This is a genomic window from Aeromonas sp. 603079 (assembly GCF_049172135.1).
In the GTDB taxonomy this organism is placed as follows: Bacteria; Pseudomonadota; Gammaproteobacteria; order Enterobacterales; family Aeromonadaceae; genus Aeromonas; species Aeromonas veronii.
Genome location: NZ_JAAKPX010000021.1, coordinates 18,726 through 43,384 on the forward strand (window position 1 = coordinate 18,726; position 24,659 = coordinate 43,384).

Here is a 24,659-nt window from a genome sequence, read left to right on the forward strand (position 1 = left end):
CATCAGGCACCGAATTCCATTTCGAATTTTGTATATAACTAAGAATAATTTGTTGTTTCCGTCTTATAACACCGAACAGTAGCATCCCCTTTATCCCAGATGGCGCCACACTGTCGCGCCATCCCGTTTGCCGCTTATCAGGTCTGCCAACAGCGGAGGCAGTGCAAGAGATGGCGCCAGAGATAACGAAAGAGTGAGGAGGTGCACATGGAACATTCACCACTGCCGATCATCGATCTGGCTGCCCTCAACGGGGCACCCGACCTGCGTCGCCCTATGTTGGCCAGGCTGGCCGCAGCCGCCCGCGACGTCGGCTTTTTCTATCTGACAGGGCATGGCCTGAGTGATGCCGAGCAGCGGGAAACCCTGGCGCTGGCAGAGCGCTTCTTTGCCCTGCCGGAGCAGGAGAAGCTGGCGGTGCAGATGGTCAACAGCCCCCACTTTCGCGGCTACAACCGGGTCGGTGCCGAGCTGACCCGCCAGCGGCCGGATCTGCGTGAGCAGTTCGATATCATGAACGAGGCGCAAGCCCTGCCTGCGGCCCTGATCCGTGAACCCTGGCAGCGGCTGGTCGGTCCCAACCAGTGGCCAACCGCCCTGCCAGAGATGAAAGCCCATCTGCTGGCGTGGCAAGATCGGCTGAGCGATATCACCCTCACCCTGCTGGCCGCTTTTGCCGAGGTGCTGGAGCAACCGGCCCAAGTGTTTGACGACAGTATTCGCGGCGCCCCCTACCACCACATGAAGCTGATTCACTACCCTGGGCAAGAGGCGGGCAGCAGCAGTCAGGGGGTCGGCGCCCACAAGGATCCCGGCTACCTGACGCTGGTGATGCAGGACAATCACTCGGGGCTTGAGGTCGAGACGGCCGACGGCTGGATCTCCGCGCCCCCCCTGCCGGGAGCGCTGGTGGTCAATATCGGCGAGCTGCTGGAGCTGGCCTCCAACGGCTATCTCAAGGCGACCCTGCATCGGGTGGTAAGCCCGCCGCCCGGCGTCTCGCGCCTCTCCTGCGCCTTCTTTATGGCGGCGCGGCTCGATGCCACCGTGCCCCTGCTCAGCCTCTCCCCAGAGCTGGCAGCGCAGGCGCAAGGGCCGGAGAGTGACCCGACCAACCCGCTCTTCTATCAGGTGGGGGAGAACGTGCTGAAAGGGCGGCTGCGCTCCCACCCGGATGTGGCGGCGCGGCACTATGGGCCGGTGGAACCCGCTCGCCTCCCGCGCACTGAAAGCGAAGCGATAACGGCCTAAGCAGCGTAAAGATCCGCAGGCGGGTATATGCATAAGCCACAAGCCGCATGCACATACCCGCGCTGACAAAAACAACAAGCAACGAACAACAAAACAAGTCATGGCCAGAGCCTGGCCATCACGGAGCAACACGATGAAATTCAAAACCATGAGCGTACACAGCGGCCAGCGGATCGACCCCCAGACCGGCGCCCTCACCACCCCGCTCTACCAGAGCAGCACCTTCAGCTACTTCAACGCTCAAGCGGGCAAGGATCGTTTCGCAGGTCAGGCCCCCGGCTTTATCTACAGCCGCTTTGGCAACCCCACCACCGCCGAGCTGGAGCAGAAGCTGGCGGCGCTTGAAGGTGCCGATGAAGCACTGGTGGTGGCGAGCGGCATGGCGGCGGTGAGCGCCATCATGTATGCCCTGGCCGACAGCGGCGATGAGGTGGCCTATATAGGCCCGCTCTACGGCGGCACCGATGCGTTCCTCAAGCAGACCTTCAGCCGCGCCGGCATCAAGGTCACCGCCTACGAGAGCGACCGGGATCTGCTGGCCAATATCCGCCCCGCCACCAAGGTGGTACTGTTCGAAACCCTGACCAACCCCACCCTCAAGGTGGTGGATCCGCGACTGGTGGTGGACGCGGCCCGCAAGGTGGGCGCTATCACAGTGTGTGACAACACCTTCCTTACCCCCTACCTGCTGCGCCCACTGGAGCTCGGGGTCGACGTGGTGATGCACAGCGGTACCAAATATCTGGGCGGCCACGGCGACATCATCGCCGGGGTGGTGGCGGGCTCCCACGCTCTGATGAAGTCGATCCGCACCGTGGCCCTCAAGCACATCGGCTCTCCCATCGGCCCGCAGGAGGCCTACCTGCTGCAGCGTGGGGTCAAGACCCTGCCGCTGCGGATGGATGCCCACCTGCACAATGCGCAGAAAGTGGCCGAGTTTCTGGCGGCCCATCCGGCGGTGAAGAAGGTGATCTACCCGGGGCTTGCCAACCATCCGGGCCACGATGCCCTCGGCGCCTTCGCCAGCGGCTTTGGCGGCATGGTGAGTATTGAACTTGAAGGCGGGTTTGAACGCTGCGCCACCCTGCTCGATAACCTGCAACTATTCGTGCAGGCGGTGAGTCTGGGGGATCTCGAGAGTCTCGCTTGCCATCCGGCCAGTACCACCCACGCAGCCATGGACGAGGCGAGCCGCCTCGCCGCCGGGGTCAATGACGACCTCATCCGCTTCAGCATCGGGGTGGAAGATGCCGATGATCTGATCGCCGATCTGGCCGCCGCGCTGGCACAGATCTAACCGGGAGCACGCATCTCACTTGCCCGCCAAATGGCGGCGAGTGAGATGCCCAACAAACAACAACGGCCCATCAAGGGCCGTTGTTGTTTGTTAGGCTATGGAAAGACGGGATTTACTCCTCCCACACCACCACTTGGGATGAGGGCCAGCGATCCCCGACCTGGGCGTACTTTTGCTCCAGCAGGTGACGCTTGATCTTCATGGTGGGGGTCAGCACGCCGTTCTCGATATTCCAGGGTGTCTTCACTACCAGAATGCCGCGAATTTTGGCATGAGATTCCAGCTGATCGTTGACCCGAACCCGCGCCGCTTCCAGTCTGGCGTTGACCTCCTCCCGATTGCCCTTCATGGCGCTCTCGGCCAGTTGCACCAGCGCAATGGGCTGGGGCATGCCGTACCCAATCACACAGAGCTGTTCGATGATGGGCTCCTGACCCAGCAGCCCCTCAATGGGCACCGGCGCCACATACTTGCCCTTGGCGGTCTTGAACACATCCTTCATCCGGCCGGTGATGGTGAGATAACCCTCCTTGTCCAGCTTGCCCATGTCACCGGTGTGGAGCCACCCCTCGGCATCGATGGCCTCGGCGCTGTGTTCGGGGTCCTTGTAGTAACCCAGCATCATCCCTTCGCAGCGGCAGAGGATCTCCCCTTCGTCAGAGATCTTGATGGTCACTCCGATCCCCGCCTTGCCGACGGTGCCGATCTTGTCGGCGCGGAATGGGTAGTTGATGGTGGAGTAGGCGTGGTTCTCGGTCATGCCCCAGGCTTCCGTCACCTTGAGGCCAATGCTCAGATACCACTCAAGCAGCGCAGGGGAGACAGGCGCGGAGCCGCAGCCGAGTACCCGGGCCTGATCCAGTCCCAACCCCTTTTGCAGCTTGCGTTTGATAAGGCCGGAGATAAGCGGGATCTTGAGCAGCAACGCCAGTTTGTTCTGGGGCAGCTTCTCGTGGATCTTGATGCGGAACATGGCCCACAGCCGCGGCACCGAGATAAAGACGGTGGGACGGCAGCGTTTGACATCTTCGATAAAGGTGTCGAGGGATTCGGGGAACGCGATGGTAGCGCCGCCATAGAGACTGCCGCCATAGATGTAGACCCGCTCGGTAATATGGGCCAGCGGCAGGTAGGAGAAGCCCCGATCGGCCTGGCTCAGGCTCACCGTCTCCACCAGCTTCTCGCACGACCAGGCGTAGCGCTCGACGCTCAGCATGGCCCCTTTCGGCTTGCCGGTACTGCCAGAGGTGTAGACCAGACTCAGCAGGGAGTCAGGGGCCTGCACCGGGCTGTCAGGGATCGGCTCGTGCGCCTCCAGCAGGTCATCCCACTGGTGGCTGGCTGGCATGGTGTCATAGGGGAAGGCGATGCGCAGCAGATCGGCGGGTACGCCAGCCTCCTGACTCTTCCAGTCATCCAGCTTGCCGACGAAGATCGCCTTGGCTTCGCTGTGGCGCAGCACATATTCGATGGTATCGACGTTGGCAGTCGGGTAGATGGGCACGCTCACATACTGCCCCATCTGCATCGCCAGATCGGCGATAAACCACTGGGCGCAGTTCTTGGAGAGCAGCGCCACCTTGTCACCGGCCACCAGACCGAGGTGACGCAAGGCCGTCACCATCCGCCGCGCTTCATCGGCCACTTCACCCCAGGTGAAATCGACATATTCGCGGTTGATGGTTTGACGCAGGTAGGTTCGATCAGGACACTGCCGCTCCCAGTGATAGAGCATCTCGAGCGGCAGTTTATTGGCAATGCGTGAGGAGGAGGCCATAGTTTAATCCCTGAAACAAAAGGCGAAACTTATTATTAACCTTTCACTAACTTCAGGGGAAGGATAAACTCAAACTTCAGTTTGAATTGTGTATCCGATCAAGCTTCTGCATCTTGTTGCAAACGACTCCACATCGCCTGCACCAGTTTTTCATCCTCTTCAGAAAGCTCACCTTGCAAGATCGCCTCGTTGAGGCTGCGCAGCACATAGCTCTTGACGTCCCGCACCAGGGTCTTGCCTTCCAGCTCGGCCCGGGCAACCGCCAATGAGATATGACCTCGCAGGTAACCCCCCGCAAACAGCTCATCGTCGGTCGCGGTGGCAACCATGCTGTCGATCAGTCCCAACAACTTGTGCTCAAAATCGTGAATCGTCATGTAACGCAGCCTCATTTGCGGCAAAAAATTCGGGGGTATGGAACCGCAATCCGGTTGATTGCAGCTCTCTGGCGCCAGGCCAGCAGCGTCCTTGGCGTCCTATTCCGGGTTGGCCACCGGGTAGATGACCTGATCCTTGTATCCCGTGGTTATTCGCAGATAACCACGCAACGCCCGGTTTAATTGCGGATCATCGGTGTCCACCAGCAGCGGCCTGCCCGCAAGGGCGGCAAGCTTGGCTTTGGTTGCCAGCACCTGGATATTGTCCAGCCCGACACACCGAATCACCTCAGGACTCAATTGCTGATTTCCGCGCCCGAACAGATGTCCCTGTCCGCCTATCAGGGTAATGATCAGTCGGCAGCGACGGCCGCGGATCCGGGTCAGGATCTCGGCGGCGCTGAGATCCTGCCCGATAAGTCGGCCATTTTCCACCAGATCCACACCGAGCAAAGTATTTTCCAGACCGAGCTCAGCCATACAAGCTGCTACCGTGCTGCCGGAGCCCATCAGATAGAGGGTATCGGGCTCCATCTGCTCCACCACACCAGCGGCGAGATCCGCCAGCACCAGCTCTTCAGACTCCTTGCCCCCCTGCTTGACCGCCTGCACATAACGCAGATCGCCGGGCACCTTCAGCTGGCCGTAGTGGCGGGCCCGCACCTTGCCCGCGCGAAACGCCTCCTCGTCGATGTCGCGCACCTCGGCATCGATCAGGCTGAGCAGTTCCCCTGCGATCATCCGCGCCACCACCCGCCCGCTGGCAGCCGGGGTCACCCCGTAGACACCGGAGTGGATCTTGCACCCCGCCGGAATGCCGAGCACATGGCAGGACTCCCCCACCGCGGCGCAAATATCCCGCGCCGTGCCATCGCCACCGGCAAACAGCAGCAGATCGACCCCGGCTTCGCGCATCAACTCGGCGGCGTGGCGGGTATCATCGGCCGAGGTGCTCTCCCCGACCGGTTGATAGATGACCCGACAGGGCAACCCCAGCTCGCGGGCCACCGCCTCCCCCATCTCTCCCGCCACCGTCAGCAGTTCGAACGGGATGCTCAGCTCGCACAGTGGCAACAGAGCTTGCCGCGCTCGATCTTGTGCTCTGGGCACGGCACCACGAGCAAGCGCCTCATCCACCACGCCGTCACTCCCCTTGAGCCCCACTGCGCCGCCAATCCCGGCGACAGGATTAATAATGAACCCTAATCGAAACATGCCTGCCTCCCTTGCGATGGCCCCCATTTTTATCTTTTCGCCCCTCTGGGACAAGCAGTGGCACCCCTGCTAGAATTCGCATCTTCAATTTTCCAACCAATGTTCAATCAAGGTTCAATCATGCTGGAATGGGTTCTTGATCCCTCCGCCTGGGTCGCTCTCGCTACCCTTACCCTGCTCGAAATCGTGCTGGGCATCGACAACATCATCTTTATCTCCATCCTGGTAGGTCGCCTGCCGGAGGCTCAGCGCCAAAAAGCGCGCATTCTGGGTCTGGGGCTCGCCATGGGCACCCGGATCCTGTTGCTGCTCTCGCTGGCCTGGGTGATGCGTCTCACCGAACCGCTCTTCACAGTGCTGAACGAGGCTATCTCGGGCCGCGATCTCATCCTGCTGCTGGGTGGTCTGTTCCTTATCGGCAAGAGTACCCACGAGATCCACGCCACTCTGGAAGGCGCCGCCGAGCCGGAGAACGTCAGCAAAGCGGCCTCGGGCTTTATCAGCACCCTGATCCAGATCGCCATTCTGGACATAGTGTTCAGCCTGGACTCGGTGATCACTGCGGTCGGCATGGCCGATCACGTGCCGGTGATGGTGCTGGCCATCATGATCGCCGTCTTCATCATGATGTTTGCCGCCAAGTCTATTGGCGATTTCGTCGATGACCACCCCACCATCAAGATGCTGGCCCTCTCCTTCCTCACCCTGGTGGGGTTTGCCCTGATGGCGGAGGGGATGGATCTGCACATACCGAAAGGCTACATCTACTTCGCCATGGCCTTCTCGCTGGTGGTGGAGATGATCAACATCCGCTTGCGCAAGCACAGCGAGGTCGACACAGGGAAGTAGTGTCGCCGGATCAAAAAGAGCGCCTCTCGGGGCGCTCTTTTGTTATGCACACGGCATGCTGCCGGATAGAGATCACTGGTTGGCAATCACAATGGCAACCCGGCGGTTTTCTGCTCGTCCGGCTGCGCTCTTGTTGTCCGCAACCGGGGCCGTCTCACCGCGGCCACGGATCTCAAGATTGGCGGGCATCATCCCCACCGAGATCAGCACATCTGCCACCGATTGGGCTCGTTTCAGAGAGAGCTGCTGGTTGTAGCTGCTCTCGCCGGTATTGTCGGTATGGCCATCCACCCTCGCCTTGTCGAGCCCGACCCCAAGCAGGGCCTTGCCCAGTTTTTCCACTATCAGCCGGGTCTGCGGATTGAGTTCACCCACATTGTTGGCAAACAGCACCCGGTTGGCCAGATCCAGTGTCCAGCCCTCATCGGTCAGATAGAAACCTTGCTCCTTCAATACTGCCAGCTGTTCCGGGGTCAACCCCCTGGGGGTGCTCTGACAACCCACCAGCAGAGAGAACAACAGGCCCAGCACGACAGCCTTGATGGAGAGGGATAGTTTCATTGTTATGACTCCTTTACACCTTGACTCACGCCGATTTGGCGGCCTCAACCTCCTCACGGCGTGTACGTTTTGCCAAATACATGGCTTTGTCTGCCAGCTCGCACAGCTCGCTGGCGCGGGTCCCGGGTTGATGGATGGCAAAACCGATGCTGATCCCTGCCACCAGTTGCTGTCCATCCCGCAATACCACAGGATCACTCATCGCCTGCTGAATGCGGTCGATCACCTCTTCCACATCCTGCCCCAGATGCACAGGTGTCAGCAGTATGGCGAACTCATCCCCCCCCAGCCGGCAGACCAGATCTCCGGGGCGCAGCTGATGCTGTACCCGCCGGGAGAGGGTCACCAGCACATCGTCACCGGCGTTGTGCCCCAGGGTGTCGTTAATCTGTTTGAAACGATCGCAATCGAGATAAAGCAGGGCGAACGGGGCCCCCCCCTCGCTTACCTCCCCAATGGCATGCTCGAGGCGAGCTTCGAATAACGCCCGGTTGGGCAACCCGGTCAACGCATCATGGGTCGCCTGGTGGAGCAGACTGGCGTTCTCCCGCGCCTGATGAGCCTGCCAGGCTTGCAGCTCATCCAGCAGGGCGTTGAAATCCTCTCCCAGTTCATTGAGCTCGACGATATCGGCCGGTGGCGCCCGCATCCCCAGAGTGCGTTGTCGACGCACCGAGTGGGCGACCTGTGCCAGTTGTCGCAGTGGCGAGGTGATCGCGACCTGCATCCGCCCGGCGACATAGAAGGCGCCCATCACACTCAACACCAGGCAAATCACCATCACCAGCAGCACCGAGAGCAAGAACAGCAACAGATACTCGCCATGACCGCGCAGCTCTATGGTGGCAATCTGATCACCTCCCCGCAGCATGGGATAGGTGACCGGCCCCGGTAACAGCAGGCGGGCAATATAATCTTCGACTGTGGCCAGTGGATTGCTGACGGGACGAACCCATTTAGCGAGCTGTTGACCATTGGCCAGCACGATACTGGCTTCGGCCACCTCCTCATGGGCGACAATACCGCCAAGCGCCTCGCTCGCTGCCTCTTCATCGTGGAACACCACCGCCGCCTCGGCGCTGTAGCTGATTGCGCGGGCCACCAGCTCCAGATTGTGATCGGCGTAGAAGCGTACTACCAGCAAGGCAATCAGAGTAAAAAAGAGTCCCGCCACGCTGACGGCCGTGATGGCGGCCACCAGATGGGTTCGCCCCAGGCTCTGACGTAGGGTCGGACGACGGGGATCCGCGCTGACCTGTCGTCTCATGGGACCCCCTTGTCGGCACGGGCCAGCTTGAGCACAGCGGGATGTACTCGTACGCCGCTCAGGGCCAGGGCATCGAGGTTCACTTTAAACCGCACTCGCACGCTGTCCGGCGAGGTCTGCAGGCAGAACACCGAGCTGGTGGAACAGTCGTGGTTGTATTCGCTGATGCTGAGCACTGAATGACCCTGCAAGCGCGCAAACAACGCAATCCGGGTCGGCTCGTCGACGACGCCGAGATAGAGCACATCGCAATTATCACTGATGGCCGGATCACTCGCGTCGTAGCGATTGACCTGCACGGCACGGCCATTGGCCTGACGATCGATGGTAAAGAGGGCTCCGGCATACTCCGTCGGCGCCGCCACACACAGGCGCAGCACCGCAGGCTCGGTGGGCCAGCGAGTGTAACTCAGGATATCGAGCACCAGCTCCCTGACCGCCGTCGCCCGGCTCTCTGCGGCCGTTTCCGCCAGCGCGTGAGGCAACAGCAGACCAAACCCTAACAGCAAGGGCGCCAGGCGAGCGGCGAAACGGGGAGAAAAGAGTAACAGCATGATCGGGAAGTGGCCGCCTTGACAACACCGCTGCAGTGGCATAGCGGTTCGGGTACATGTATCCAGATAGTAAGTTGGTGGACACTGGCCTGACAAGTCTCCCGAAGCCCTCCCGCCCGGAAGCCGTGTAAAGAAAACAGAGAGCCCGTCTGGTGACGGGCTCTCTGTTGGCTGGCATCCGGAACAACTTACTTCTTGCTGATGCCATATTCCCGCAGCTTGTTGGCGATGGCGGTATGCGACACACCCAGGCGTTTGGCCAGCTGACGGGTCGACGGGAAGGCGGGATAGAGCCGGGCCAGCAGCTGGCTCTCGAAGCGCTTCACCGCATCGTCGAGGTTTCCCTCAAACCACTCGTCGATCAGCGGCATGGTATCGGCCGCCACCGGCAGGTCGATCTGCTCGGGCCCCAGTTCATCCCCTTCCAGCAGGGTCATGGCACGGTAGAGACAGTTGCGCAGCTGACGCACGTTGCCCGGCCAGCGATAGGCGGTCAGGTAGTCTGCCATGTTGCGGGTAAAGCGCGGACGGGGTCGCTGCAACTCGCTGGCAAAGCGGGAGACAAACTGCTGGGCCAGCACCATGATGTCCGCCTTGCGCTCGCGCAGGGGTGGCAGCGCCAGACTGAGCACGTTGAGGCGATAGTAGAGATCCTCGCGGAAGCTTCCTTCGTGCACCAGATCCAGCAACTGCTTCTGGGTGGTGCAGATGAAACGCACGTTGACCTTCACCTCTTGCTCGTCACCGACCCGGCGGAATACCCCATCCTGCAACACCCGCAAAAACTTGGTCTGCAGATGGGGAGACATATCGCCGATCTCGTCCAGCATCAGGGTGCCGCCGCTCGCCAGCTCCAGCACGCCGCGCTTGCCCTCGGTGTTGTTGCCAAAGGCGCCGGGGGCATAACCAAACAGCTCGCTCTCGGCCACGTTATCGGGCATGGCGGCGCAGTTGAGGGCCATAAAGGGGTGGCTGGAGCGCAGGCTGGCCCCGTGACAAGCACGGGCCAGCAGCTCCTTGCCGGTACCGGTCTCACCGACAATCAGCAGCGGCGCATCCTGCATCGCCAGTTTGCGCGCTTGCGACAGTACCTCTTTCATCTTGGGGCTCTCGGCCTGCAGATGCTCGAAGCCCCCCACTTCCACCGCATGAAGCGCGCTGAAGTGCAGGCCGACCCGACGGGCAGATTTGAGCACCACCACGGCCCCGGCCAGCGCCTGCTTGCCGCGGGCTTCTGCCACGAACAACGGCATCAGATCTGCCAGATACTCTTCGCCATTGAAACTGAGCTTGCAGGTCTGCGGCTTGATCTCGCTCGCCTCCAGCCAGCGGGTGAAGGAGAAACCCTTGACCAGCGAACCGAGCGCCACCCCGCGCACCTCCTCCACCGGCAAGCCGAGGGTGGTGAGGGCAGACTGGTTGGCCTGGGTCACCTTGCCCTTGCTGTCGAGGGAGAAGACCAGATCCGGCAGCGCCTTGAGCAGCGCCTCGATCTCGTGATGCTCTCGCTCGGAAGGCATGTAGGGGATGGTCTTGACGTCGTAGACGCCGGGAATGCGGCGGATCTCCGGCATCAGGTGCTGAAAATCACTGAACTCCAGCTCGGGAAAGTTGAGATAGATGATGCCTGAGGTATCGATTTCGATGCCGCGCAGATCGATATTGTGCTCCACCAGGCGGTCGAGCAGTTCCCGGGTCAGGCCCAGGCGGTCTTCACAGCTGACTTCAAGACGCATTCGGGACACACTTCCTAGCTAACTCTATGAATGAGCGGATAATACAGTCTCGATCCCCCCAGTGCGAGCGCCAGCCCATAAAAATGCGGGCCCGCCCCGCTTTCGCAGGCAGGCCCGGGTCAACCGATGACGCTGGTGTGGGGTGCGATTACCGGAGCAACTGATCGGTGCGCGCCGCCATGATGAAGTCGTTGCGATGCAAACCGCCGATCTTATGCATCCACCAGCTGACGGTCACCTTCCCCCATTCGGTCAGAAATGCAGGAAGGGGGATACTCCGCCTCAACCTGTTCTCAGATTATCTGGGCAATTGGTCTGTACGCGCAGCCATGATGAAGTCGTTGCGGTGTAATCCGCCGATCTTGTGCGTCCACCAGCTGACGGTCACCTTACCCCACTCGGTCAGGATGGCCGGATGATGGAACTCCGCTTCTGCCAGCTCCCCCAGGCGGTTGGTAAACGCCAGCGCCTCCTTGAAGTTGCGAAATGTAAATTCTCGCCGCAGTTGCAGCGCCCCCTCCTCCACCAGCGGCTGCCAGTCGGGAATAAGCTGCATCAGCTCGCGCAGCTCCTCATCGCTCACCTTGGGGGCATCGGCGCGACACGCTTCACACTGCTGGCTGGCCAGTTCGGACATGGGTTACTCCTGCTTGAATTAATGAAAAATTAATGAAAATGAAATAGGGTTGTTTGCTTTTGGTCAGCTTGCCTGTTTGCCAGCGGGAACCTCAAAGCGCGGCGGATAGAGGCCAAGCCGACTGGCCTCGGCCAGAGCAGCCATGATCTCCTCCCCGGTCAGCTGGTAGAGATGATCGAGACTCGGCAGCACAAAATAGGTGGGCTGCATGATGTCGATGCGATAGGGGGTGCGCAGCACGGTCAGCAGATCGAAGGGTTGCAGCAGCGGCTGACCGGAGAGGGCATAGGCGGTCTCGCCGATGGAGGAGAGAATGCCGCCGCCGTAGATGCGCAGCCCGTCCGGCGTGGCCAGCAGGCCAAACTCCACGGTGAACCAGTAGAGCCGGGCCAGAAAGACCCGCTGCTCCTTGCTCGCCTGCTGCCCCAACTGACCGTAGAGGTGGGTAAAGTGGGCAAAGGCCGGATTGGTCAGCATGGCGCAGTGGCCGAAGATCTCGTGAAAGATATCGGGCTCTTGCAGATAGTCGAGCTCGTCCCGGCGCCGGATAAAGGTGGCCACCGGAAACTGGCGATTGGCCAGCAGGGCGAAGAAGCGATCGAACGAGATAAGCGCGGGCACCGCCGCCACCGACCAGCCGGTCGCAGGCTGCAAGACGGCGTTGATCTCGGCCAGCTGGGGGATGCGATCACGGGGCAGCCCCAGTCTGTCGAGACCGGCCAGATATTCGTTACACCCCTTGCCATCGAGGGCGGCGAACTGGCGTTCGATCAGGATCTGCCAGGTGCCGTGCTCTTCGGCCGAGTAGTGGATCACCCCGTCAGCATCCGGCTGGTGGGCGGTGTAGAAGGTTGCCATAGCGGTTCCATCCTCTGGCGCCACATCAAGGCGCCTTGCCGTTTCATCACGATTTCACTGTAACGAAATGGCAACAAAAAAAGCAGCCGACCCATGAGTCGGCTGCCTGAAACAGTTGTAAATAAATTGTGACAACCCGCTAACCAATCCCCACTACAGCTTGACCATGATATGGCGCGGCACCGTGTAATCCTCCAGCGCATAGAGGGAGAGATCCTTGCCGTAGCCCGACATCTTCATGCCGCCGTGGGGCATCTCGGAGGTGAGCATGAAGTGGGTGTTGATCCAGGTGCAGCCATATTGCAGGTGGCTGGCCACCTTGCTGGCGAGGCTCAGATCCTTGGTCCAGACCGACGAGGCGAGGCCATAGTCCGAGTCGTTGGCCCACTGCACCACCTGCTCGGCATCGTTGAAACGGGTCACCGACACCACGGGGCCAAACACCTCGCGGCGCACGATCTCATCCTCCTGCCGGGCCCCGACAATCAGGGTCGGCTCGAAGAAGAAGCCGTTGCCTGGGCGGATCTTGCCCCCCGCCGTCACCTCCACATGACCGCTGCTCTGGGCCCGCTCGACAAAGCTGGCGACCCGGTTGCGCTGTCTGTCCGAGATAAGCGGCCCCATCTCCACCCCCTCCTCGTACTGGCTTCCCACCTTGATGGAGGCCACCGCATCGGTCATGGCGGCGACGAACTTGTCGTAGATCTTGCCCTGGGCATAGATACGGCAGGCGGCGGTGCAATCCTGGCCTGCGTTGTAGAAACCGAAGGTGCGAATGCCTGCCACCACCGCCTCCAGATCCGCATCGTCGAAGATGATCACCGGCGCCTTGCCCCCCAGTTCAAGGTGGGTGCGTTTCATGGTGCGGGCGGCGCTTTGCAGGATCTTCTGGCCGGTGGCGATATCGCCGGTGAGCGACACCATCCGCACCAGCGGGTGCTCCACCAGCGGCGCCCCTACACTCTCGCCCCGCCCGCAGATGACGTTGATAACGCCGCGGGGGAAGATCTCGCTGGCCAGCTCCGCCAAACGCAGCGCGGTGAGCGGGGTCTGTTCGGAGGGTTTGAGCACCACCGTATTGCCCGCCGCCAGCACCGGCGCCATCTTCCAGGCCGCCATCATCAGCGGGTAGTTCCAGGGGGCGATACTGCCCACAACACCTATGGGATCACGGCGGATCATGCTGGTGTGCCCCTCGAGATACTCCCCCGCCAGCGGCCCTTGCAGGCAGCGGGCCGCCCCGGCAAAGAAGCGGAAGCAGTCCACCACCGCGGGCAGCTCGTCGTTGAGCACGGCCAGATAGGGTTTGCCGCAGTTGAGGGATTCCAGCGCCGCAAACTCCTCGGCGTGGCGCTCGACGAGATCCGCCAGACGCAGCAGCAGGTTGCTGCGGCTTGCCGGGGTGGTGCGGCTCCACTGGGCGAAGGCGCGCTGGGCACCGTTCACCGCCCGGTTCACCTGTTCGAACGAGGCTTCGGGCACGGCGGCGATCTGTTCGCCGTTAGCCGGGTTGAGAATGGGTTCGGCCTGCCCTTCGCCGGTCACAAACTGGCCATCAATCAAGAGTTGGGTTGAGAGTTTCATGGTTGCATCCTTGCGCACGCGTTGAATCATCATTTGCCACTGCCAGCAACATCATGGGTGTCGCGAGTGAGGTAGTAGGCAAGCAAAATGGGGATAGTGGTGAAGGCCACTATGATGAGGGCCACCACGTTGGTGACCGGCCTGTCTCGGGGACGGATCAGCTCCTGATACATCCAGATGGGCAGCGTGGTCTGCTGGCCCGCCGTGAAGGTAGTAACGATCACTTCGTCAAAACTCAGGGCAAAGGCCAGCATGCCCCCCGCCAGCAGCGCCGTGGCCAGATTGGGCAGGATCACGTAGCGCAGGGTCTGGAAGCCGTCGGCCCCGAGATCCATCGACGCCTCGATGAGGCTCTGGTTGGTGCGGCGAAAACGGGCCAGCGCATTGTTGTAGACCACCACCACACAGAAGGTGGCGTGGCCGATAACGATGGTCCAGAAGCTGAACGGGATCTCCATCAGGCCGTAAGCCGAGCGTAGCGCGATACCGGTGACGATACCGGGCAGCGCGATGGGCAGCACCAGCAAGAGCGACACCACCTCCTGACCGAAGAAGCGGCTGCGGGCAATGGCCCCTGCCGCCAAGGTGCCGAGGATCATGGCCGCCAGCGTCGCCAGCCCCGCTACCTCCAGTGACAGCTGGATGGCACGCCACACATCGGGACGATTGAGGGTCACCTCGAACCACTTGAGGGTGAGCCCGGGGGGCGGAAACTGGTAACTCTTGCTCTCGCTGGTGAAGGCGTAGAGGAAGATAAACAGAATGGGAAAGTGCAGGAACAAGAGTCCACCAATGGCGGCGTACTTGAGCAGGCCCGAAGGGCGCTCTCCCTGACGGCTCACTGAGCTAGCTGACATGACGGCCTCCTTGCTGCCGGTTCAAAGCGATAGGGTCAAAGCGCATCAAAGGCTCCTAACCGTTTCGCAATCGCCAGATAGATGGCGATGATAAGGATCGGCACCAGCGAGAAGGCGGCGGCAAAGGGCAGATTGCCCGCCGTTCCCTGCTGCATGTAGACCACCTGACCGATATACATGGTCGAGTTGCCGATAATGCCGGGGATGATGTAATCACCGAGGGTCAGCGAGAAGGTGAAAATGGATCCCGCCACCACACCGGGCAACGCCAGCGGCAGGATCAGGTTGCGAAAGGTCTGGGCGGGTGTTGCCCCCAGATCGCTGCTCGCCTCCAGCAGGGATCGCGGAATACGCTCCACCGCCGCCTGAATGGGCAGGATCATGAAGGGCAGCCAGACATAGACGAACACGATAAAGGTGCCGAGCCGCGAGAAGGAGAGCGACGGGCCCCCTATCACCGGCAAGGAGAGGATGGCATCGAGCAGCCACTCCAGCCCTATGCTGTCGGCCAGCCAGCTTACTACCCCCTCCTTGGCCAAAATCAGCTTCCAGGCGTAGACCCGCACCAGATAGCTGGACCAGAGCGGCAGCATGATCCCCACATAGAACAGCGCCCGGGTCTTGCCACTGGTGTAGCGTGCCATGTAGTAGGCAACCGGAAAACCGAGCAGGGCGCAGGCCAGGGTCACCAGCAGCGACATGCCGACGGTGCGGCCGATCACATCCAGATTCTCCGGCCGTAGCAGGGCGACGAAGTTTTGCAGCCCCAGCTCGTGGCGCACCTGACCGCTGAACTCGTCCAGCCCGAACAGGGAGTTGGAGAGCAACATCAGCAAGGAGCCGACATAGATGATGCCGAGCCACAGCAGCGGCGGCCCCAGCAGGATCGCCAGCAGCAGGCCGGGCCGCCCATAGAGCAGGGTCGAGAGGCGCCGTAGCGGCCTGAAACGGGCTGGTTCGGGCTGATGGTTCATGGCAAGACTCGCACTGTGAGGGGCACTCATGGCTGCGCCCCCTGATGGGCGCCGCTCAGGCGATGGATGGCCTGCTCCGGCCAGCTGAGGCTGACCCTGCTGCCACGGGCCAGACGGGCCTGCCCCTCATTGGGGTGGTTGACGATGATCTCGAGCTGCTCCCCGAGATCAACCCGATAACGGACGAAGGGACCCAGATACTCCACCTCGCGGATCTCCCCCGACCAGCCCGGCGTGCCCGCCTCAGCGAGCCGGATCCGCTCCGGGCGCACCATCATCTGGCTACCGTCACCGCACAGCCGTCTGGCCTGCTCCCCTTCGAACAGATTGACGGTACCGACGAAGCGGGCCACAAACGGCGTCGCCGGAGCGTCGTAGATGGTATCGGGGGCGGCAATCTGCTCGATCTTGCCCTGACTGAAGATGCAGATCCGGTCGCTCATGGAGAGCGCCTCCTGCTGATCGTGGGTGACGAAGATAAAGGTGATGCCCAACTGGCGTTGCAACGCCTTGAGCTCAAGCTGCATCTGCTCGCGCAACTTGAGATCGAGGGCCCCCAGCGGCTCGTCCAGCAACAGGATGCGTGGCTGGTTGATAAGCGCCCGAGCGATGGCGATGCGCTGGCGCTGGCCGCCGGAGAGCTGGCTTGGGCGGCGCTTGCCGACCCCGGGCAGTCGCACCAGCTCCAGCATCTCGTCCACCTTGCGGTAACGCTCCGCCTTGGCGACCCCCTTGAGCATCAGGCCATAGCCGATGTTGTCGCGCACATCCATGTTGGGAAACAGGGCATAGTCCTGAAACACGGTGTTGAGGTTGCGATCATAGGGCGGCACGGTGGAGCAGGGTTCGCCAAACAGGCGGATCTCCCCGTCGCTCGGGTACTCGAAACCCGCGATCATCCGCAGGCAAGTGGTCTTGCCGGAACCGCTCGGCCCCAGCAGGGTAAAGAATTCCCCGGAGGGGATCTGGAAAGAGATGTCATCGACCGCCTTCACCTCGCCATAGTGGCGGCTGACCCGGTCAAATTGTACGGCGTTCATGGGGCGTCCTTGTCTGTGCTGGGATTGGCCGGACTCCTGTCCGGCCCGCTTGATTATCCGCTCTCGGCAGTCGTGCAGAGGAGGCGCAGCGCCCCTGCCGTTGGCAAGGTGGCAGCCGGGGCGACCACCTTGCTCACCCCACCTCAGCGACCGCCCAGAATGGCGATATAGTCGGAAACCCAGCGGTAATAGGGCACGCAAGTTCCCTGGCTCTTGCACTGGGAGACCGGAGTGCGCCAGAAGCGAACCCTGTCGAAGTTGTCGATACCGTTGGTTTTGCACCCGGTCGGGCCCAGCAGGGCATTGCCCTCACAGGCGGCAGGTACCACAGGCACCGAGCCAAACCAGGCGGCGAGATCCCCCTGCAGCTTGTTGCTCAGGGAGTGCTCCAGCCACTTGTAAGCGCAGGTGAGGTTCTTGGCATCGCTGTGCACCATGCTGGTATCGGCCCAACCGGTCACTCCCTCTTTCGGCACAGTGGTGGCGATGGGTTGCTTGTCGGCAATCAGGGCATTGGCCTGGAACGGCCAGGAGCCTGACGCGACCACCCCTTCGTTCTTGAAGTCATCGATTTGAACGAAAGCATCATGCCAGTAGCGTCCCACCAGCTGGCGCTGCTTGCGCAGCAGATCGAGGGAGGCCTTGTACTGCTCCTCGTTCAGCTCGTAAGGATCCTTGATGCCCAGTGCGGGCTGATGGGTCATCAGATAGAGGGCGGCATCGGCGATGTGGATCGGGCCGTCAAAGGCCTGCACCCGCCCCTTGTTGGACTTGCCATCCGCCAGGGTCTGCTCCTCGAACACCACGTTCCAGGAGTCCGGTGCCTTGGGGAACACCTTGGTGTTGTACATCAGGATATTGCCGCCCCACTGGTAAGGCACGCCGTAGTGCTTGCCATCCACAGTGTGCCAGGGGGCATTTTGCAGCCGGGGATCAATCTTGCTGTAGCTCGGGATGAGCGCCAGATTGAGCGCCTGCACCTTGCCACCGGCAATCAGACGCAAGCTGGCATCGCCGGAGGCGGTCACCAGATCGAAGCCCCCCTCGTTCATCAGCGCCACCATCTCGTCCGAGGTGGCCGCCGTCTTGACGCTCACCTTGCAGCCGGTCTCTTTTTCGAAGCCGGTCACCCAGTCGTAGTTCTTGTCGGTCTCGCCACGCTCAACGTAGCCAGCCCAGGCCACGATATTGAGCTGGCCTTCACCCTTGCCGAGCTCGGTCGGGGCAGCCTGGGTCTGGCCTGCCAGCAGCGCCGGCACAAGAGCCAGCATCAGAGAGGTCAATTTCATCATGCACTCCTTGCATTGTGTTGACTTGCATCAGGTGAAGGAACGCCGCCATGGGCGTTAACATCCTGTTAACCAGCAATGAGCTTAGGGGAGTGGCAATACGATGAATATTTCAATTTTTGGTGGCTCAGGTATCAGCTAAATCGATATCGAGTGCAGATGAATCTGATTTTTGGTGGCCACCCCGCAAGAGATGGCTAGCGAGGGAGCGCCTGACGGGCCCGCAACCGGCTCTGATCCCGCGCAATATCGATAAATTCCCGCGCCGTCCAATCCAGCCGAGAACCACGGCGCCACACCAGCCCGATATCGATGGCGGGAATGGGCTCTTTGATGGGGCGCGCCTCGACCCGCTCCTGCTCCAGCGACCAGGGGCGATAGGCAAAATCGGGCAGCAGGGCGACCCCGAGCTGGCTCGCCACCAGACTGCGCACCGCCTCCACCGATGCGGTGCGCAGCACGATACGGGGGGAGATGCCGTAGCGACGCAGGCCGCCACCGATGATCTGATCGAGCTGATCGGCGGTCAGCGAGATCATCGGCTCCTCCCCTAGCGCGGTGAGCGAGAGGGTCGACTCGGCGCAGAGCGGGTGGTTGGCGGCCAGCCAGAGCCGCAGCGGCGAACGGGTCAGCAATTCGGTATCAAACGCCTCTTGCCGGATGGTGCGGTTGGTCATCAGGATCCCCACATCCACCTCGCCGTTGACGATCTGGTGCTCAAGGAAGGGCTGTTCATCCTCCTTCACCTCGATCTGTACCGCCGGAAAGGCGCGGCGAAAGCGGCCAAGCGCCTCTGAGAGGTAGTAACCCGCCACCAAGGTGGTCACACCGATAGTGAGCCGTCCCTGATCCTGCTGGGCTACTGCTTTGAGGGAGTGGCTCGCCTCGGTCATGGCGCCGAGAATGCGGCGGGCGTGGAGCAAAAACTGGTGCCCCTGAGTGGTGAGGGTGACGCCGCGCGGATTGCGCTCGAATAGCGGGGCGCCGAGCTCGGTCTCCAGCTCGCGAATGGCGCTGGTGACCGCCGACTGGGAGATATGAAGCTCGGCTGCGGCACGGCTCACTGAAAAGCTGTCGGCCACGGCCACAAAATAACGGATCTGGCGAAAGGTAAAGTTCATCGGGCATCCTTGCCGATTGGTACGATGAGTGTGATTGGTAAGATTGACTGCCAGCTTAACCGTAAACGGGCGCCTCGCCAAAACCAGGCACTGCTGCCAACTCAATGATCTGCCGATTAAAACCATGCCCCTGTGGCTTGGCGAGCACGACAGGGGCATGGATCATCGCAGCAAGGTGCAGACAGGGCTATCAGGATTTGTTGAGGTACCCCGCCAGCTGGCCGATCAGCCGCTTGCGCAGCTCGCCGAGTTTGGGTTTCTCGTCCGCACACCAGGGCAGCGGACGGCACGCCTCTATGGTGCGCAGGCCAAGGCGAGCGGTGAGCAGCCCGGCCCCCACCCCTTGCGCCGCGCGGGCAGAGAGCTTGGCGGCAAACTCGGCGCCCAGCAAGTCCATCCCCACCTCGGTCACCAGCTCGGTAGCACCGGCGTAGAGCATGTTGCGAAACACCTGACGGATCAGACGTATGCGGCTCCAGTAGCCAAGTTCGATGGCGTAGACATCGGCGATATCCTCGATCATCCGCAGGTTGCGCCACAGCATCAGCATCATGTCGACGGTAGCGAGCGGACTGAGCGCCACCAGCACAGCGGCCTCCCCCGACCATTTTGCCACCCGCGCCTGTGCCAGCTTGTCGCGCTCGGCGAGCACCAGCTGGCTGTAGAGGGTCAGCACTTCCCGATCGCTGTGGCTCTCATCGAGCTGGGCCAGCCAGGTTTGATACCCCTCGCGCCCCTTGTCGCCACTTTTGACCGCCAACCCTTCGCAAAAGGCCTGCCCCTGCCCGACTCCCTGATGGGCAAGCAGATCTTCTGCTCGCGAGCGTACATCCTGACGCCGCTTGAGGGTCCGCAGTCGCAGCCACTCGCGCCCCACCACGCTGGCGGTCCCCGCCGCCACCAGCGCCGAGGCCGCCAGCCAGGCGCTGCCCCAGAGCGGGGTGGTGAGGAATTGATCGTAAAGAAAGGCGCCATACTGGCCCAACGAGAGCAGACCGACCGCCCCCAGCCCCCACGCCAGCAGCCGATGACGGCGACGCGGTTTGATGACGAGGGCGCTCTCCACCTCGGTGAACTCGTCCAGCTCGTCGAGGCGCTCGAAGCTCGCCTCCTCCAGCCGCTGGGACGGTGCGGGCGGGCGCTCGTCACTGGGCACCGTCAAGGCAGGCTCAAGGATCACCTTGCCCTGCAGCGGTGGCCGCTCTTTTAACTGATCGTTCATCGCATTGTTCTCCTGTGCGCAGCCTTCGGCTCAGGTGCCAAGACCGCACACCGTTATTCGAGGTGATCCCCGAGCAGAAACTCCAGCGCCGCATCGAGCCGGATATGGGGCAACGCCTGATGGGGGCTCATGGGCATAGGGCGAAACGCCTGAAAATCAAAGCCCTGACTGTTCCACCACTGCGCGGGCGGAATATGGGGCGGCACTTCACCCGGGAACAGCAGCAGCGGCTCACCGCTCAGACTGGTGCCGCGGATGGCGGGGAACTCGCGGCCATTGGCCACCCCCTTGCCCACTTCGGTCGCCTTGATGGCGGCAAGCGCCAAGCACTCAGTGGTGATCCCCTCAAAACGGGCTTGGCCGCGGCCGCTGCGCACCAGATGCTGCAGCAGTGAGACCATGGGCGCATGTTGTTCGGGGGTGACGTGATCGGCCTTGCTCGCCACAAACAGCAGCTTGTCGATACGGGGCGAGAAGAGTCGCCGCCACCAGTTGCTCTTGCCGTAGGCAAAGCTCTCCATGATGCGGGCGATGGCCTGCTGCATATCGCCAAAGCTGGCTGCCCCTGCGTTAAGCGGCTGCAGGCAATCCACCAGCACGATCTGGCGATCAAAGCCGGCAAAGTGCTGCTCATAAAAACCCTGCACCAGATGCTGTTTGTACTGCTCGAAGCGCTGCTTGAGAGTGGCGTAAAGAGTGCCATCGGCGGGATCGCTGGCAGGCATCTCCCACACCCAGGGGACAAATTGCAGCATGGGGGCACCGGCATACTCCCCCGGCAACACGAAGCGACCGGGTTGAATAAGGTGCAATCCCAGCTCCTGTTTGCAGGCATGCAGATAGGTGGTGTAGCGCTCGGCCAGCTCAGCCACCGGCCGCTCTTCGAAGCGCTGATCGACCTGCCACCCGGGTGTCAGCCAGCTGGCGGCAAGTGCCTGCAGCTCTGGGCGACGAAGCTGCTCGCGCACCTGTTCGCTCCACTGCTCGTAGCTCATCTCAAGGAGCGGCAAGTCGAGCAGCCACTCCCCGGGGTAGTCCACCAGATCCACGTAGAGGGTGGAGATCTCCCCCAGATGCTTGCGCAGAGGATGACGGGTGCGATAGCGAATTTCGAGACGCACTTCGGCCACGCCGCGGGTGGGCTCGGGCCAGGCTGGTGGAACGCCAAACAGGGAGTCGAGGCCACGTTCGTAGGCAAAGGTGGGAATGTGGGCATTGAGCTGCGGCACCCGGCGGGCGCCGAGGATACGCCCCTGACGCAGGGCATCCCACAACGGCAAACGGCCGTCGATGGCCGCGTGTTCCAGCTGGTTGACCAGCGCCGTGATAAAGGCGGTCTTGCCGCTGCGAGAGAGGCCGGTCACCGCCAGCCGGATATGGCGATCCCGCACCCGGTTCACCACGTCGTTCGCCTTGTGTTGCAGGCGAGTCAACTTCTGTTCCAGTTTATTGAGTATCAAGGCTTGATCCGTTCTCCCTTGGTGGTTGCATCCGGCGTGATTGGCCGTGCGAGAGGTCGACCGCTTATCCACGTCTGGATAGTTGTCGTCGATGGTGGATCATCACAGAAGATTCCACCATCGACATTGAGTGTTTTGGCAAGCACTACAGCTTGCGAAACTCCCGCTGCAGGGTGAACTCCCTGGAGGTCACCAGCTTCTCGATCCGCTGAACTCTGGGCTCCAGCGCGTCAAGTTCCTGCGCGATGCGTCCCAGCGCCTGATGCGGGGTGATCCCCGCCTGCCAGCTGCGCGCTTTCATCCGCACCTCGGCAAAGTCGGCATCCTCTTGCGAGTAGAGGGTGACCGGCTTTTTATCGAGCAGGAACCAGGCGGCGATATAGGCGGTGAAGGTGATGAAACCGGCGAAGATAAGGCCACTGATGGCGAGCAGCCGCACGATCCAGGTCTCCACCCCGAAATACTCTGCCAAACCGGCACAGATCCCGGCTATCTTGCCGCGCTGGGGATCGCGATAGAGGTTACGCCCTTCACGACTGACACTGCTCATACCTTGTTCCTCCAACCGGGTACTTCCGCGTCCAGAATCGACTCCAGCGCGCCCACTCGCTCCTGCATCTTCTCGGTGCGAGCCAGCAGCCCTTGCAGCTGTTCCCGCTCGCTATCGGCAAGACCGGCGCCAATCCGCCCCTTGGCACGATAGTGCAGCACCAGCCAGATGGGGGCCACCACCACCATGAAGACCACCATGGGAACCATCAATACGCCCAGCAGATCTTCCATCTGTTACTCCCCCTGTTTGCCTTCGCTTTTGCTGTCGCCCTGACCCAGCTTCTGGCGCATGGCTTCCAGCTCACGGCTTATCTGATCGTCCACTTCCAGCTCGGCAAACTGCTGCGCCAGCGCCTTGTCGGACTGACCCAGATCGGCGCGCGCTTCCATTTCGTCGATGCGACGCTCCATCCGCTCAAACTTGCTCACCACAGCCTGGCTCTCGCCACGGGCTACCTGGCTCTGCACATTGAGACGGCTGCTGGCCGCTTCGGTGCGAATGGCCATCGCCTTTTGACGGGCGCGGGCATCTTCCAGCTTGGCTTCGAGCTGGCGGATCTCCTCACCCAGCTTCTCGATACCGCTGTCGACCGCTTGCTGCTCGCGGTAGAGGGTCTCTGACAACTCGGTCTGTTTCTTCTTCTCGATAAGGGCGGCGCGGGCCAGATCTTCACGCCCTTTGGTCAGGGCCAGCTCGGCCTTGGCTTGCCACTCGTCGACCCGCTCCTGATGACGGGCGACCTGACGACCAATCTCTTTCTGGCTGGCGAGGAAGCGGGCCAGATTGGAACGTTCCTTGACCAGCTCGTCCTCCATCTCCTGGATGATCAGGCGCACCATTTTCTGGGGATCTTCTGCCTTGTCGAGCAGGGCCGTCAGGTTGGAATTGATGATGTCGGCCAGACGGGAAAAAATACTCATGATTGCACTCCTGTTATTGGCATGGCGTTGTTTCTCCATTGACAATGGCAACTTGTGTGCCAATCTGGAACAAAATTTAACTTGTTGATTTATATGGGGCAGAATAGCCGAATTGCAAGATGCCTCGCGCAAGAGATGATTAAAATCACCAACTTTTGGTAAGATTGACCAGCTTTTACAACTGACAGGGATCACTATGACCACGGCCACGGAAAGCCTGCTGGGGGAATCCAACGCATTTCTCGAGATCATTGAGCAGGCCTCACGGCTCGCCCCGCTGCGCAAACCCGTGCTGATCATCGGTGAGCGGGGGACGGGCAAGGAGCTGATCGCCCACCGCCTACATTATCTCTCGGCGCGCTGGGATCAAAGCTTTGTCACCATCAACTGCGCCACCCTGAGTGAGAGCCTGCTGGAGACCGAGCTGTTCGGTCACGAAGCGGGGTCGTTTACCGGTGCGGCCAAGCGCCATCAGGGCCGCTTCGAGCGGGCCGATGGCGGCACCCTCTTCCTCGACGAGCTGGCCACCACCAGCGCCCGGGTGCAGGAGAAGTTGCTGCGGGTCATCGAGTATGGCGAGTTCGAGCGGGTGGGTGGGGCCAAGCCCCTCAAGGTGGATGTGCGGCTGGTCTGCGCCACCAACGAGGATCTCCCCGCGCTGGCCGACAAGGGGCAGTTTCGCCACGATCTGCTCGACCGGCTCGCGTTTGATGTGATCACCCTCCCCCCCTTGCGGGAGCGGCGGGAAGATATCCTGATGCTGGCGGAGCACTTCGCCCACAGCATGACCCGGGAGCTTGGGTATCCGCTCTTTGCCGGTTTCTCTCGCAAGGCAACCCAGCTGCTGCTGGATTACCACTGGCCGGGCAACGTACGGGAGCTGAAGAACGTGGTGGAGCGCAGTATCTATCGTCAGGGCAATCCCCAGTTGCCGCTCTCGACCCTGGTGCTCAACCCGTTTGATTCCCCCTGGCGACCACAGGTCACGCAACCTGCGCAAGAGGCCCGAAGCGAGGTACAATCTGCATCCCCCCTCGCCTTGCCGCTCGATCTCAAGCAGGCGGTGGCGGAGTACGAGATTAATTTACTCAAGCAAGCGATGCAGCAATCCCAGTATAATCAGCGCAAAGCCGCTCAACTGCTGGCCTTAAGCTATCACCAGTTCCGTGGCATGCTACGCAAATATCAGCTGCTGGATGGCGATAACGATGCAGAACAAGAGTGAAGGAGTGCGGTTGATGCCGACTCCAGCAACACGCC

At 61.5% G+C, this 24,659-nt stretch carries 24 protein-coding genes and 1 pseudogene; 4 read left to right on the forward strand and 21 right to left on the reverse strand.

The genetic code is table 11. The annotated features are described in order from the left end of the window. Positions 1-207: 207 nt before the first annotated feature. Both G5287_RS15705 and G5287_RS15710 read left to right on the forward strand, forming a co-directional pair. Complete coding sequence (locus G5287_RS15705; RefSeq protein ID WP_227342671.1) at positions 208-1,251, forward strand: isopenicillin N synthase family dioxygenase; 1,044 nt, start codon at positions 208-210, stop codon at positions 1,249-1,251. Positions 1,252-1,384: 133 nt separating this feature from the next. Further along, a complete protein-coding gene (locus tag G5287_RS15710) occupies positions 1,385-2,548 on the forward strand; it encodes a trans-sulfuration enzyme family protein (RefSeq protein ID WP_227273826.1) in 1,164 nt (387 codons plus the stop codon). 112 nt (positions 2,549-2,660) lie between these two features. Here G5287_RS15710 and G5287_RS15715 read toward each other — a convergent pair whose 3' ends face one another. The 3 genes from G5287_RS15715 to G5287_RS15725 form a co-directional block, all read right to left on the reverse strand. Next, positions 2,661-4,325 carry an AMP-binding protein gene (locus G5287_RS15715; RefSeq protein WP_005333638.1) on the reverse strand — a complete coding sequence of 555 codons (1,665 nt, stop codon included), beginning with the start codon at positions 4,323-4,325 and terminating at the stop codon, positions 2,661-2,663. A 98-nt stretch (positions 4,326-4,423) separates the two neighbouring features. Beyond that, complete coding sequence (locus G5287_RS15720) at positions 4,424-4,702, reverse strand: YfcL family protein (RefSeq protein ID WP_005333639.1); 279 nt, start codon at positions 4,700-4,702, stop codon at positions 4,424-4,426. 99 nt (positions 4,703-4,801) lie between these two features. Continuing rightward, a complete protein-coding gene (locus tag G5287_RS15725) occupies positions 4,802-5,917 on the reverse strand; it encodes an ATP-NAD kinase family protein (protein ID WP_421231530.1) in 1,116 nt (371 codons plus the stop codon). 120 nt (positions 5,918-6,037) lie between these two features. On the opposite strand from G5287_RS15725, the gene G5287_RS15730 reads away from it, so the two are divergent. Continuing rightward, a complete protein-coding gene (locus G5287_RS15730) occupies positions 6,038-6,766 on the forward strand; it encodes a TerC family protein (protein WP_421231531.1) in 729 nt (242 codons plus the stop codon). A gap of 72 nt (positions 6,767-6,838) precedes the next feature. Here G5287_RS15730 and G5287_RS15735 read toward each other — a convergent pair whose 3' ends face one another. The 18 genes and pseudogenes from G5287_RS15735 to pspA all read right to left on the reverse strand — a co-directional run bounded on the left by G5287_RS15735 (position 6,839) and on the right by pspA (position 23,399). After that, complete coding sequence (locus G5287_RS15735; protein ID WP_421209252.1) at positions 6,839-7,327, reverse strand: OmpA family protein; 489 nt, start codon at positions 7,325-7,327, stop codon at positions 6,839-6,841. A gap of 25 nt (positions 7,328-7,352) precedes the next feature. Continuing rightward, complete coding sequence (locus G5287_RS15740; RefSeq protein ID WP_421231532.1) at positions 7,353-8,594, reverse strand: diguanylate cyclase domain-containing protein; 1,242 nt, start codon at positions 8,592-8,594, stop codon at positions 7,353-7,355. Beyond that, the gene (locus G5287_RS15745) at positions 8,591-9,148 is read right to left on the reverse strand and encodes a YfiR family protein (RefSeq protein WP_216978930.1); all 558 of its coding nucleotides are present in this window, start codon (positions 9,146-9,148) and stop codon (positions 8,591-8,593) included. Before G5287_RS15745 ends, G5287_RS15740 begins: the two co-directional genes overlap by 4 nt. A 188-nt stretch (positions 9,149-9,336) precedes the next feature. Then, the gene (tyrR, locus tag G5287_RS15750) at positions 9,337-10,884 is read right to left on the reverse strand and encodes a transcriptional regulator TyrR (RefSeq protein ID WP_107684923.1); all 1,548 of its coding nucleotides are present in this window, start codon (positions 10,882-10,884) and stop codon (positions 9,337-9,339) included. A gap of 148 nt (positions 10,885-11,032) precedes the next feature. Further along, positions 11,033-11,140: pseudogene (locus G5287_RS15755) on the reverse strand (4a-hydroxytetrahydrobiopterin dehydratase); the annotation flags it as partial. 42 nt (positions 11,141-11,182) lie between these two features. Continuing rightward, positions 11,183-11,521, reverse strand: a complete 339-nt coding sequence (locus G5287_RS15760; RefSeq protein ID WP_005352635.1) for a 4a-hydroxytetrahydrobiopterin dehydratase — start codon at positions 11,519-11,521, stop codon at positions 11,183-11,185. A 63-nt stretch (positions 11,522-11,584) separates the two neighbouring features. Next, a complete protein-coding gene (phhA, locus tag G5287_RS15765) occupies positions 11,585-12,379 on the reverse strand; it encodes a phenylalanine 4-monooxygenase (protein WP_421231533.1) in 795 nt (264 codons plus the stop codon). 153 nt (positions 12,380-12,532) lie between these two features. Next, complete coding sequence (locus G5287_RS15770) at positions 12,533-13,963, reverse strand: gamma-aminobutyraldehyde dehydrogenase (protein WP_040069353.1); 1,431 nt, start codon at positions 13,961-13,963, stop codon at positions 12,533-12,535. Positions 13,964-13,992: 29 nt separating this feature from the next. Then, the gene (locus tag G5287_RS15775) at positions 13,993-14,820 is read right to left on the reverse strand and encodes an ABC transporter permease (RefSeq protein WP_005352644.1); all 828 of its coding nucleotides are present in this window, start codon (positions 14,818-14,820) and stop codon (positions 13,993-13,995) included. A gap of 35 nt (positions 14,821-14,855) precedes the next feature. Further along, positions 14,856-15,824, reverse strand: coding sequence for an ABC transporter permease (locus tag G5287_RS15780; protein ID WP_058056952.1), 969 nt, complete (start codon positions 15,822-15,824; stop codon positions 14,856-14,858). Beyond that, positions 15,821-16,834 carry an ABC transporter ATP-binding protein gene (locus tag G5287_RS15785; RefSeq protein WP_139708577.1) on the reverse strand — a complete coding sequence of 338 codons (1,014 nt, stop codon included), beginning with the start codon at positions 16,832-16,834 and terminating at the stop codon, positions 15,821-15,823. The genes G5287_RS15780 and G5287_RS15785 overlap by 4 nt, the downstream gene beginning before the upstream one ends. A 143-nt stretch (positions 16,835-16,977) precedes the next feature. Further along, entirely contained in the window at positions 16,978-18,123 is a 1,146-nt protein-coding gene (locus tag G5287_RS15790; protein WP_421231552.1) for an ABC transporter substrate-binding protein, read from the reverse strand. A 197-nt stretch (positions 18,124-18,320) separates the two neighbouring features. Continuing rightward, on the reverse strand, positions 18,321-19,244 hold the full coding sequence (locus G5287_RS15795; RefSeq protein ID WP_005346246.1) for a LysR family transcriptional regulator: 924 nt from the start codon (positions 19,242-19,244) through the stop codon (positions 18,321-18,323). Between the two features lie 190 nt (positions 19,245-19,434). Continuing rightward, positions 19,435-20,466, reverse strand: a complete 1,032-nt coding sequence (locus G5287_RS15800; RefSeq protein ID WP_040069345.1) for a YcjF family protein — start codon at positions 20,464-20,466, stop codon at positions 19,435-19,437. A gap of 53 nt (positions 20,467-20,519) precedes the next feature. After that, the gene (locus tag G5287_RS15805) at positions 20,520-21,926 is read right to left on the reverse strand and encodes a YcjX family protein (protein ID WP_421231534.1); all 1,407 of its coding nucleotides are present in this window, start codon (positions 21,924-21,926) and stop codon (positions 20,520-20,522) included. 145 nt (positions 21,927-22,071) lie between these two features. After that, on the reverse strand, positions 22,072-22,476 hold the full coding sequence (pspC, locus tag G5287_RS15810) for an envelope stress response membrane protein PspC (RefSeq protein WP_005333670.1): 405 nt from the start codon (positions 22,474-22,476) through the stop codon (positions 22,072-22,074). Beyond that, on the reverse strand, positions 22,473-22,709 hold the full coding sequence (gene pspB / locus G5287_RS15815) for an envelope stress response membrane protein PspB (RefSeq protein WP_005333672.1): 237 nt from the start codon (positions 22,707-22,709) through the stop codon (positions 22,473-22,475). Before pspB ends, pspC begins: the two co-directional genes overlap by 4 nt. A 3-nt stretch (positions 22,710-22,712) precedes the next feature. After that, positions 22,713-23,399 (reverse strand): phage shock protein PspA, encoded by a 687-nt coding sequence (gene pspA / locus G5287_RS15820; protein ID WP_005361184.1) that lies wholly within the window; start codon positions 23,397-23,399, stop codon positions 22,713-22,715. Positions 23,400-23,595: 196 nt separating this feature from the next. Between pspA and pspF the strand changes: the two genes are divergently transcribed. Continuing rightward, a complete protein-coding gene (gene pspF, locus G5287_RS15825) occupies positions 23,596-24,624 on the forward strand; it encodes a phage shock protein operon transcriptional activator (RefSeq protein WP_005333674.1) in 1,029 nt (342 codons plus the stop codon). Positions 24,625-24,659 lie beyond the last annotated feature (35 nt).